Origin of the sequence: Streptomyces sp. MK7 (assembly GCF_032658145.1) — a bacterium.
Classification (GTDB): domain Bacteria; phylum Actinomycetota; class Actinomycetes; order Streptomycetales; family Streptomycetaceae; genus Streptomyces; species Streptomyces spiralis.
In genome coordinates, this window is sequence record NZ_JAVACL010000014.1 from 157,885 (window position 1) to 167,909 (window position 10,025).

Annotated in this window: 10 protein-coding genes; 5 read left to right on the forward strand and 5 right to left on the reverse strand. The window is 72.8% G+C overall.

What is annotated here, in order from left to right; genetic code table 11:
• Nucleotides 1–48: 48 nt before the first annotated feature.
• Nucleotides 49–216 (forward strand): hypothetical protein, encoded by a 168-nt coding sequence (locus R2S09_RS18205; protein ID WP_306186580.1) that lies wholly within the window; start codon nt 49–51, stop codon nt 214–216.
• Between the two features lie 342 nt (nt 217–558).
• Nucleotides 559–1,248, forward strand: a complete 690-nt coding sequence (locus R2S09_RS18210; protein ID WP_316742057.1) for a hypothetical protein — start codon at nt 559–561, stop codon at nt 1,246–1,248.
• Here R2S09_RS18210 and R2S09_RS18215 read toward each other — a convergent pair.
• The 3 genes from R2S09_RS18215 to R2S09_RS18225 form a co-directional block, all read right to left on the reverse strand.
• The gene (locus tag R2S09_RS18215) at nt 1,238–1,849 is read right to left on the reverse strand and encodes a hypothetical protein (RefSeq protein ID WP_316742058.1); all 612 of its coding nucleotides are present in this window, start codon (nt 1,847–1,849) and stop codon (nt 1,238–1,240) included. The two genes, R2S09_RS18210 and R2S09_RS18215, sit on opposite strands and share 11 nt — an antisense overlap.
• Nucleotides 1,850–2,053: 204 nt before the next feature.
• Nucleotides 2,054–4,450 (reverse strand): serine/threonine-protein kinase, encoded by a 2,397-nt coding sequence (locus R2S09_RS18220; protein WP_316742060.1) that lies wholly within the window; start codon nt 4,448–4,450, stop codon nt 2,054–2,056.
• A 233-nt stretch (nt 4,451–4,683) separates the two neighbouring features.
• Entirely contained in the window at nt 4,684–5,412 is a 729-nt protein-coding gene (locus R2S09_RS18225; RefSeq protein ID WP_306186588.1) for a VOC family protein, read from the reverse strand.
• Between the two features lie 134 nt (nt 5,413–5,546).
• Between R2S09_RS18225 and R2S09_RS18230 the strand changes: the two genes are divergently transcribed.
• On the forward strand, nt 5,547–6,182 hold the full coding sequence (locus tag R2S09_RS18230; RefSeq protein ID WP_316742064.1) for a TetR family transcriptional regulator: 636 nt from the start codon (nt 5,547–5,549) through the stop codon (nt 6,180–6,182).
• A gap of 136 nt (nt 6,183–6,318) precedes the next feature.
• A complete protein-coding gene (locus R2S09_RS18235) occupies nt 6,319–6,987 on the forward strand; it encodes a pyridoxal 5'-phosphate synthase (RefSeq protein WP_306186590.1) in 669 nt (222 codons plus the stop codon).
• 16 nt (nt 6,988–7,003) lie between these two features.
• Here the strand turns inward: R2S09_RS18235 and R2S09_RS18240 are convergent, their stop codons facing one another.
• Nucleotides 7,004–7,867: a GNAT family N-acetyltransferase gene (locus R2S09_RS18240; RefSeq protein WP_306186592.1), complete on the reverse strand. Its 864-nt coding sequence runs from the start codon at nt 7,865–7,867 to the stop codon at nt 7,004–7,006.
• A gap of 166 nt (nt 7,868–8,033) precedes the next feature.
• On the reverse strand, nt 8,034–8,633 hold the full coding sequence (locus R2S09_RS18245; protein WP_306186594.1) for a GNAT family N-acetyltransferase: 600 nt from the start codon (nt 8,631–8,633) through the stop codon (nt 8,034–8,036).
• A gap of 154 nt (nt 8,634–8,787) precedes the next feature.
• On the opposite strand from R2S09_RS18245, the gene R2S09_RS18250 reads away from it, so the two are divergent.
• Entirely contained in the window at nt 8,788–9,999 is a 1,212-nt protein-coding gene (locus R2S09_RS18250; protein WP_306186596.1) for an NAD(P)/FAD-dependent oxidoreductase, read from the forward strand.
• Nucleotides 10,000–10,025: the final 26 nt, after the last annotated feature.

Sequence of the window (10,025 nt, forward strand, 5' to 3'; positions counted from 1 at the left end):
GGCCGGACGAACCCACCCCAGAGTTCAGCGCCCAGGAAGGGAAGCACCTTGAGCGACGCCAAGAAGGACCAGTCGGTCGTAGAGCCGGACAACATCCACATCACCGACACCAAGGACGACGGCACGGTCACCCCGGACAACATCCACATCACCGACACCAAGGACGACGGCACGGTCACGCCGGACAACATCCACATCACGTCCGAGCCCGCCTGACCCAAAGGCCGACGGGGGGATTCGGCCGCGACGGCGCCGAGGGGGAGCCGTCGCGGCCGAGGTGCGCCCCCGGGGGGAGTTCCAGCGTCAATTCATGGCGTGAACCGTCGGCGGAACCATCTGTCTGCTGTCACCTGCCCGGCGAGATCGCTCACCGCCTCACCCGAGCTCGTACCACACCGTCTTGCCCGCCGCCACCCGCTCCACGCCCCACCTCGACGTGAGCGCGTCCAAGAGAGCGAGGCCCTGCCCCTGTGGCTGATCGAGACGCTCGGCGGGGGCGCCGGCGCACCGGTGGAGTTCATCGATCCCGGTCGCGCTGTGCACGGCAACGAGACAGGCGTGCAGGTACACCGGGTATGCCTGGAACCGGACGTGGTGGTCGAGGCCCGGTACGGCCTACGGTTCACCGGCGTACGCCGCGCACTCGCCGATCTTCTCCGGGCCGGCCCACGAGACGACGCGGTCGTCGCCGTGGACTCCGCGCTCGCGCTGCGGACGGTGGACGGCATCCGCCGTCCACCGCTCACAGACGTCACCTCGGTCGCGGCCGAACTCAAGGTGGGTCTCCTTGGCGAGGTACGGGCGAACAACTGGCTACGTATGTGCGACCCGCGCGCCGGCTCGGCGGCCGAGACGATGGCCCGACTGCGCACGCACGACGCCGACCTCCGCCCCGAGTCACAGGCCGAACTCATCACGCGGACCGGCCGTCGGCTGCGCCTCGACTTCCTCTTCCGCGAGGCGGGCCTCGCGGTGGAGATCGAGGGCTACGCCTACCACGGCACCCACGACGCCCACCGCCGCAACATCGACCGCTTCAACCAGATCCTCCAGTGCCCGGAGGGCCATCGCCGCAGGCGACGCGGGCGTAGCGGAGCGCCCTTGACGCGGGTCGCGGAAGCACGACACTGGCCCGAGAAGCGGGCGGCCCCACGCCCAGGCCACCAAGCCACACCCGCGTCGGCCCAGCCCCACGGCCGAAGCAGCTCCGCCGCATCCCCGGCGTCAACCTCCGGGGTCAGGAGCTGAGTTGGGCTTCCTCGGCTGCCTCGCAGTGGTCGACCGCGGGGAGGAGGGTCTCGGTGAGTGGTACCCGGACGGTCGCCTTGCCCTTGGCCGGTACGGAGACCTCCGGGGATTGGCTGCCCGCCACAGAGGTGTCTACGGCGTTGTAGAAGGTGACCCAAGCCTGGAACGTGGCCTTGCGGTTGTTCGGGTTGGTGATCTCGACCGTCGCGTACGGCCTTTTCTCGGTCGCGCAGCTGATCAGCTTCGCCGTCCCCTCCCTCAGCGTCGTGCCGCTGCTGCCGCCGGAGGGCGTGGCGGTGGGGCGGTGGGTCCGGCGGCGGTTGTAGTAGCCGCCGCTCGTGCTGCCGCTCGTGGTACTGCTGCCGCCGTAACTGTCGTCGTCGTCCGTGTCGCCGTACGAGTCGTCGTAGGACGATCCGCCGCCCGAGGTCGACGACGAGCTGTCGTGGTCCTGGTGGGAGCTGCTGCAACCGCCGCCCCCGCCCCCGCCTCTGCTGTGGCGGCTGTGGCTGTGGCCGTGGCCCCGGGAGAAGCCCGTGAGTGCCAGCACCACGATCGCCAGTACCGCCGTGAATCTGAGTCTGCGCCCCCGAACCTGCATGCGATCACCATATCGGCGCACCGGATCCTCCGTCGGCACTCACGTGGCGGGCGCACCGCACAGGGAGTAGCGTCCTGTGCGTGAACGGTGACGACATGGGCCGTTCACCTGGACCGACGGCCGCCGTCCGAGCCCCTTCCGTGAACCCCGTGCGACGGCCGTCACCCCATATCCACGCGGAAGTTCCACATTCCGCGGGCGGGTTCAGGCCGTGCGCGCCGTGCCCGTCCCCTTCTCCGCGTCGAGGGCGTACACGCAGCGGTCCTTGCTGCAGGCGTAGACGACGCCGTCCCGGACCACCGGGGAACCGGTGATCTCGCCGCCGGTCGCCAGCTTCCAGCGGAGGCGGCCGTCGTCGGCCTTGAGGGTGTAGAGGAGGTGGTCCGTCGAGCCGAAGTGGATGCGGCCCTCGGCGACCGCCGGGGAGCCGACGATCTCGCCGCCCGCCTGGAAGCGCCACTTGGGCGTGCCGGTCACCGCGTCCAGGGTGTAGAGGCCCTTGCCGCTGCCGACGTGGACGTGGCCCGCCTCGACCAGGACGGGGTCGATGGAGGCGCGGGACTCGGTGGCGATGCGCCAGCGGTCCCGGCCGTCGGTGGCGTCGAGGGCGTAGACCGTGCCGAGGTAGTCGGCCAGGTAGATCCCGCCGCCGGTCACCGACGGGCCCGGTACGAAGGCCGGGGGGCAGAGGAAGACCGCGGGGGCCTCGAAGTGCCAGCGGACGTGGCCGCTCGCCACGTCGACGGCCAGGACCCGGGTGCCGGCCGAGACGTAGACGTAGCCGTCCGGGGCCGGGGTGACCCGCACCGGCACTCCGCCGCAGGAGGCTGCGTCGCCGATGGGGTACGACCAGCGCTCCTCGCCGGTGCGGGCCTCCAGGGCGCGCAGCCGGGCGTCCTGCCAGACGTAGACCGTGCCGTCGTGGACGGCGGGGCCGGCCTCGGCCGACTCGAAGTCGGTCTGGCAGCCGGTGATCTCCCACAGCTTCTGGCCGCCGGCGGCCTCCCAGGCCTGGACGCCACCGCCGCGGGTGCCGGTGACGACCGTGCCCCGGTCGGCCCGCAGCGAGTACACCCAGGCGTCCGTCTGGAGGCGCCAGAGGTCCGTGCCCTCGCGGGCGTCCAGCGCGAAGAGGGTGGGGCCGTCGGAGGCGTGGACACGGCCGTCCGCCACGGCCATCGACCAGGCGACGTCCCGGGTCTTGAAGCGGCGGCGGCCGGTGGCCACGTCCAGGGCGTGCACCTCGAAGGAGGTGACGTAGACGAGGTCGTCGGCGACGGACGGGGTGCCCCAGACGTCGTTGGACATGCGGAAGCGCCAGGGGCGCCAGCCGGTCGCGGACTCCGGGGGCGCGGGCGGTGCGGACGGTGTCGTCGATGCGGGCGATACGGCGGGGTCGGCGCCGTTGACGCCGTGGTGGGCGCCCTGGTGTCCGGTCCAGGAGGCCGCCAGGGCCGCTTCCGGCGGCGGTGTCTTGACGGCCGCGGCGGCGCGGACGTCGGCGACGCGCGGGCCGGGCCCGATGGGCACCTGGGCGCCGGCCAGCCGCACGGGACCGGAGTCGGGTGCGCCGACGGGGGCGGGCACGGCCGGCATGGGCGGCACATGGGGGGCCGGGACGATCGGGTCGCGCGAGGGCGGAGGAGGCGGCGCCGGGGGCCGGACGGTGCTGCGCGGGCCGGCCGAGGTGGGCTGCGGGGCCGGGCGGCCGCCGCGGCGGGACTCGATGAGGCCGACCGCCCGCTCGGGCAGCCAGGCCGAGGCGGTGCCGCTGTCGTCGGAGCCGGAGCCGAAGAGGTGGGGGGCGAGCTGGGCCTGGAGGTCGGCCGGCGTGGGGCGGCCTGTGGCCTCCATCTGCATGCAGGACTCGATGAGCGGGCGCAGCTCGTCCGGGAGGCCTTCGAGGTCGGGGCCCTCGCGCAGCAGCATGAAGACCGTCTCGACCGGGTTGGCGCCGTGGAAGGGGGCGTGGCCGGTGGCCGCGAAGACGAGCGTGGAGCCGAGCGAGAAGACGTCGCTGGCGCCGGTGACGCTGCGGGAGTCCTTGGCCTGCTCGGGGGACATGTACGCGGGCGTGCCGACGGCGACGTTCGTCATGGTCAGACGCGTGTTCGAGACGCCGGACGCGATGCCGAAGTCGATCACGCGGGGCCCGTCCTCGACCACGAGCACGTTGGACGGCTTCAGGTCGCGGTGGACGAGCCCGGCGCCGTGGATGGACTGCAGCGCCTCGGCGACGCCCGCGGCGAGCCAGCGCACCGCCTGGACCGGGAGCGGCCCGCACTCGGTCACTATCTCCTCGAGGGAGGGCGCGGGGACGTACGCGGTGGCCAGCCAGGGCACTGCGGCGCGCGGGTCGGCGTCGACGACCGCGGCCGTGTAGAAGCCGGAGACCGCCCGCGCGGCCTCGACCTCGCGGGTGAAGCGCACCCGGAACAGCTGGTCCTCGGCCAGCTCCGTGCGGACGGTCTTGATCGCCACCCGCCGGCCGGACGCCGAGCGCGCGAGATAGACCAGCCCCATGCCGCCGGCCCCCAGCCGTCCCAGCACCTCGAACGGCCCGATCCGCCGCGGATCGTGCTGCGTCAGCTGATCCACCACTTGCCTGCCACCTCCCCGTACGAGCCGCGCCACCTCCATGTGTACGCGGCCCCCGTGCAGCGTCTCACCACCGCACCGCCGCGGCGGCACGCACCCCGATTCTTCCTGGCCGGGCCGCTGGTTGCGAACCCGCCGACGAATCGGGATGTCTCGCCGCAAACCAGCCGCAATTCGGTCGCACACCGATCGGTTCCCGCCGTCGAGACGCCGGTTACCGCCTGGTATGACACCGCTTACCTCTCCAGTACGGCGAAGGACGCCCCCTGATTGTCGACCACGACGGCCACGCTCCCGTAGGACGTCTCGAAGGGTGACACCTGCGTCCGGCCGCCGAGCCGTGCAACCGCACCCAGGGCGGCCTCGAGGTCCGCGACCCGGAAGTGGACGAGGAAGTGGGGCGGCATCTCGGCGGGGAAGACCTCCGCGACGGCCACGCGGCCGAAGTCGGGGCGCGCGTCCGCGCCGAACAGGGCCTCGTGGAAGAGGCCGCCGTAGAAGGTGTCGGCGGCCTCGGTGTCGCGGGTGTACAGCTGGACCCAGTCGAAGGTGCCCGGCTGGTGCCGCCTGCCGAAGCCCGGGCGCCGTCCGGGCTGCCACAGGCCGAAGACGGCGCCCTCCGGGTCGGCGGCCAGGGCGGTCGTGCCCGCCGGGCCGACCCTCCAGGGTCCGCCGACGACCTGGCCGCCCGCCGCCCGGATCCGCTCGCCCAGCGCCCCGGCGTCCGGGGTGGAGAAGTACACCGTCCAGACCGTGGGCATCCGGCCGTCCGTCTTCGGCGTGAGCGCCGCGACGAGCTCCCCGCCCAGCCGGGCCGGTACGGAGTCGCCGTACGCCTCCCCCACACCGAAGGTCCACCCGAAGAGCTCACCGTAGAACCGCTTTCCCGCCTCGACGTCGGGAAGCTGCGCGTCCACCCAGCACGGGACGCCCTCTGCGTATGCGGATGCCCTGTTTTCGGCCATGTCGTCAACGTAGCGGGGCCGCCCGCACCCCGCAGACCAGGCACACCAGCCCCTCCGCACCCCCCCACCCCATTTGCAGTCGGCCGAATCGCGCTCCCATCACCCCTCGGTAAGCTGACGACATGACAGGACAAGTGCGTACCGTCGACGGCCGTGTGGCCGGGCGCCGCGGGCAGGCGACCCGGCAGAAGCTGCTCGACTGCCTCAGTGAGATGCTCAGCTCATCCCCCTACCGGGACGTCAAAGTCATCGACGTCGCCCGGAAGGCGGGCACTTCGCCCGCCACCTTCTACCAGTACTTCCCGGACGTCGAAGGCGCCGTCCTGGAGATCGCCGAGCAAATGGCCAGCGAGAGCACCGCGTTGACCGAGTTGCTCCAGGGCCGTTCATGGGTCGGAAAGGCCGGCTGGCAGACGGCACAGGAACTCGTCGAGGGCTTCCTGGACTTCTGGCGCCGCAACGACGCGATTCTGCGCGTGGTCGACCTCGGGGCGGCCGAGGGCGACAAGCGCTTCTACAAGCTCCGTATGAAGATCCTGAACTCGGTGAACAATTCTCTTGCGGATTCGGTTGCCGAACTCCAGTCCAAAGGAAAGGTCGACAAGGACGTGAACCCGGCCGCGATCGCCGGTTCGCTCGTCGCGATGCTCGCGGCGGTCGCCTCCCATCAGAAGGGCTTCACCTCCTGGGGCGTGAAACAGGCCGAACTGAAGCCGAATCTGGCGCTGTTGGTCCACCTGGGCGTCACGGGGAAGAAGCCGACGAGATAGCCCACACCTCGGCCCGGACTCCCACGAGGACACGTCCAGGCCCCAAGTCCTGTCAGGCGGGCGGCGGTTCACTCCGGTGGACCGCCGCCCGCTGCGTTGTACGGCACCTTGTGCTAGACACCGCGATACTCGGGTCATGAACACCGATCTTGATGAGCTGCTGAGGTCGCTGCGGGTCTGGGACCCGGAGGTCACCGAGCTGCCCGGCTTCGACCCGGCCGCCGCGCCCCCGGAGCCCCTCCCCCTCTTCGAGCGGTGGTTCGCGGAGGCGGTGGCGGCCGGCGAGCGCGAGCCGCACACGATGTCCCTCGCGACCTCCGACGAGGAGGGCCACCCGGACGTACGGATCGTGATGCTGCACGGCGCGGACGCGTCGGGCTGGTCCTTCGCCACCCATGCGGGCAGCCGCAAGGGCCGGCACCTGGCCACCCACCCGCACGCGGCCCTGGCCTTCTACTGGCCGGCGCTGGGCCGCCAGGTCCGGGTCCGGGGCCCGGTCACGACGGCGCCGCCCGAGCAGGCCCGGGCGGACCTGCACGCCCGCTCCACGGGAGCACTGGCCGCGGCCCTCACCGGCCGCCAGAGCGAGGTGCTGAACTCCCTGGACGAGCTGACCCGGGCCTCGCAGGAGGCATGGGACCGGGCTCGGCGCGATCCCGGGGCGGACGTCCCCACCTGGACCCTGTACCGCCTCCGGCCCGCCGAGGTCGAGTTCTTCCAGGGCGACCCCCGCCGGCGCCACGTACGCCTGCGCTACCACCGCACGGGCGACGGCGCCTGGTCCCACGAGCTGCTCTGGCCCTGAGGGGGTGTCTGGCCCCTCACCCGAAGTCGTACACCACGAAGTCGGACACCGGCCGATAGCCGATCCGCTGGTACAGCGCGTTGCTGGTGGGGTTGGCGAGGTCGGTGAAGAGCAGCACCTCGGCCGCTCCGGACTCCAGCGCGGCCCGGCTGACCTCCGCCGTGACGGCTCCCGCGTATCCCCGGCCCCGCAGGTGCACCGGCGTGTAGACCCCGAGCACACGTGTCTGCCCGGCGACCTCCGGGGACCGCGCGGCCATGGCGACGGGCGTTCCGTCCGGTGTCTCCCAGAGCATGGCGTCGCCGTGCTCGACGCGACCGTCCGCCCACTGCTCCGCGTCCCGCAGGACCGTCTCGCCCACGGCGGTGCAGAACTCCTCGTACCACCGGACGAGCAGCTTCCGGTCCGCCGCTCCCGCCACCCTCGCGCGCCCCGGCGGGACCGGTTGCGGCACGCTCAGCTCGTCCAGCCGGTACAGCCGCGTCCGCCTCTGGACGGCGGCCCCGGCGCCGGTGTGGCGCTGCCAGGCGGCGGCGAAGGCGGCGGCGGTGTCGCGGTCGGCGTTGACGCCGGACAGGTTCCGCCCCGTCCGGGCCAGCTGCCCCGCGAGTGCGTCGGCCTCCTCCTCGGTCAGGGCGGTGAGGGCGATCGGGAAGGGCGGCGTACGGAAGAAGGCGGCGCGCACTCCCGATGCCCCGCCTCCGCCCAGGACACCGAACTCGGGGTTCTCCTCCGCGTAGAAGTGTCCCCCGTGTGCACGCAGGTTCTCCGTCACGGTCAGGTGCAGGGTGTGCGGCGCGGGCCGGGAGCGGAGGAACTCTCCGGCGCGGGCGAGGAATTCGTGGACGTCGTCGGTCAAGTGCCAGTCATCGGAAGCCATGCTTCATGGTTCCGCCCAGGGCGCGGGGACGCCTCCGAATTACGGGCCGCTGCCGACTGCCCGCCGCGCCCCTGCCGCCTCCGGCCGCTTCCCGTCGCTCCTCCGGCCGCTTCCCGCCGCGCCTCCGGCGGCTGCCGGCCGCGCCCCGGCCGCTGCCCTGACCCGGCTATGCCTCCGGCCGCGGATCCGTGGCCAGTCGTGCGTGCAGGTGGCAGTCGCGGAAGGCGTCGTGGCGGTCCGCCTCCCACATGGCGCCGCGCAGGGTCCCCTCGTACGTGAACCCGCACCGCTCGGCGATGCGGCACGACGCGTCGTGCCCGAGGGCGTGACCCAGCTCCAGCCGGTGCATGCCGAGTTCGCCGAAGGCCCAGTCCACGGCGAGCAGCAGCGCCCGCGTGGCGACTCCCCGTCCGCGGGCCTCGGGGAGCACCCAGTAGCCGACCCGCCCGGTCCGCAGGGGGCGGCTGATGGCGCCGAGGCTGACGTGACCGAGGGTCACGCCGGTCGTCTCGTCCGTGACGCAGAAGGGGACGCCCGTGCCGTCGACGGCGTTCCGCACATGGGCGATGAGCGACTCGCGCGCGTCGGCCAGGCCCTCCTCCAGGATCAGCGGCGTGTTCCAGCGCCGGAACTCGGGCTCGGTCCGCCCGCGCAGCCAGGTCTCGACGTCGGCCTCGGACTCCGGGTCCCAGACGCGCAGCCGGAGGCCGTGCCCGGAGAGCACGGGAGCGGGGTCGACGAGGGACGTCTCACGTATATCGGCCATCGGATCATTGTGTCCCAGGCGCCACGTCGTGTCCCGGACGCCGGCGGTACGGCGGTCACCGGAAGCGACAGTCACGCTCATCCGTGATCAATCCGAAACCAATTCCGGTCTTGACCGAGACCCATCAACCGGGCACCTGATTACGCTCGCGCACATGGCCGACTCCACGTCCACAACGTCCACCGTTCCCGCACGCCGGCGCGCCGACCACCCCGTCTACGTCGTCGGCGGCGGGCCGGGCGGTCTGGCCGCCGCGTACGCGCTGCGCGCGCGGGGGATACGCGCGGTCGTCCTGGAGAAGTCCGACCGGGTCGGGGCGTCCTGGCGGCGCCACTACGACCGGCTGCACCTGCACACCACCCGCCGCCTGTCCGCGCTGCCCGGTCTGCCGATGCCGCGCCGGTTCGGCAGATGGGTCTCGCGGGACGACGTGGTGCGATACCTGGAGAAGTACGCCGAGCACCATGAACTGGAGATCGTGACCGGTGTCGAGGTCTCCCGCCTGACACCCGCGGCCGACGGCGCCGGCTGGCTGCTGCACGCCACCGGCGGGCGGGAGCTGACCGGCAGCGCGGTGGTCGTCGCCACCGGCTACAACCACACACCGCGACTGCCCGACTGGCCCGGCCGCACCGAGTACACCGGCGGACTCGGGGAGCCCCGCAGGCTCGTGCACGCCTCCGACTACCGCACCCCTGAGCCCTACACCGGCCGGGACGTGCTCGTCGTCGGTGCCGGCAACACCGGCGCGGAGATCGCCGTCGACCTGGTGGAGGGCGGGGCCGCACGCGTACGGCTGTCCGTCCGCACCGTCCCGCACATCGTGCGCCGGTCGACCGCGGGGTGGGCCGCGCAGTACTCGGGCGTGCTCTGCCGGCGGCTGCCGGTAGGGCTCGTCGACCGCCTCGCCAGGCCGTTGGCGAAGGTGAGCGTGCCCGACCTGTCGGCGCACGGCCTGCCCCGCCCGGGCACCGGCCTGTACTCGCGGGTCCGCGAGGGGGCGCTTCCCGTCCAGGACGTCGGTCTCATCGACGCCGTGCGTGCGGGCAGGGTCGAGATCGTGGGTGCGGTCGAGGGGTTCGAGGGCGGCAAGGTCGTGCTCGCCGACGGCAGCCGGATCGAGCCGGACGCCGTCATCGCCGCCACCGGTTACTCCCGCGGCCTGGAGGACCTGGTCGGCCACCTCGGCGTACTGGACTCCCGCGGCAAGCCGGTCGTCCACGGCCCCCGCACCACCGCCGACGCCCCCGGCCTGTACTTCACCGGCTTCACCAACCCCATCAGCGGCATGCTCCGCGAACTGGCCCTCGACGCCGAGCGGATCGCCCGGACGATCCACAGGACGATCGCGAAGGCCGGCGGCTGAGCCGGGAAGCCAGGGGACGGGACGCC

Bases quoted from the DNA above. Each gene is read 5' to 3' on its own strand.
- R2S09_RS18215 (WP_316742058.1), bottom strand. From the start codon at position 1,849: ATGCAGGTTCGGGGGCGCAGACTCAGATTCACGGCGGTACTGGCGATC.
- R2S09_RS18225 (WP_306186588.1), bottom strand. From the start codon at position 5,412: ATGGCCGAAAACAGGGCATCCGCATACGCAGAGGGCGTCCCGTGCTGG.
- R2S09_RS18235 (WP_306186590.1), top strand. From the start codon at position 6,319: ATGAACACCGATCTTGATGAGCTGCTGAGGTCGCTGCGGGTCTGGGAC.
- R2S09_RS18240 (WP_306186592.1), bottom strand. From the start codon at position 7,867: ATGGCTTCCGATGACTGGCACTTGACCGACGACGTCCACGAATTCCTC.
- R2S09_RS18245 (WP_306186594.1), bottom strand. From the start codon at position 8,633: ATGGCCGATATACGTGAGACGTCCCTCGTCGACCCCGCTCCCGTGCTC.
- R2S09_RS18250 (WP_306186596.1), top strand. From the start codon at position 8,788: ATGGCCGACTCCACGTCCACAACGTCCACCGTTCCCGCACGCCGGCGC.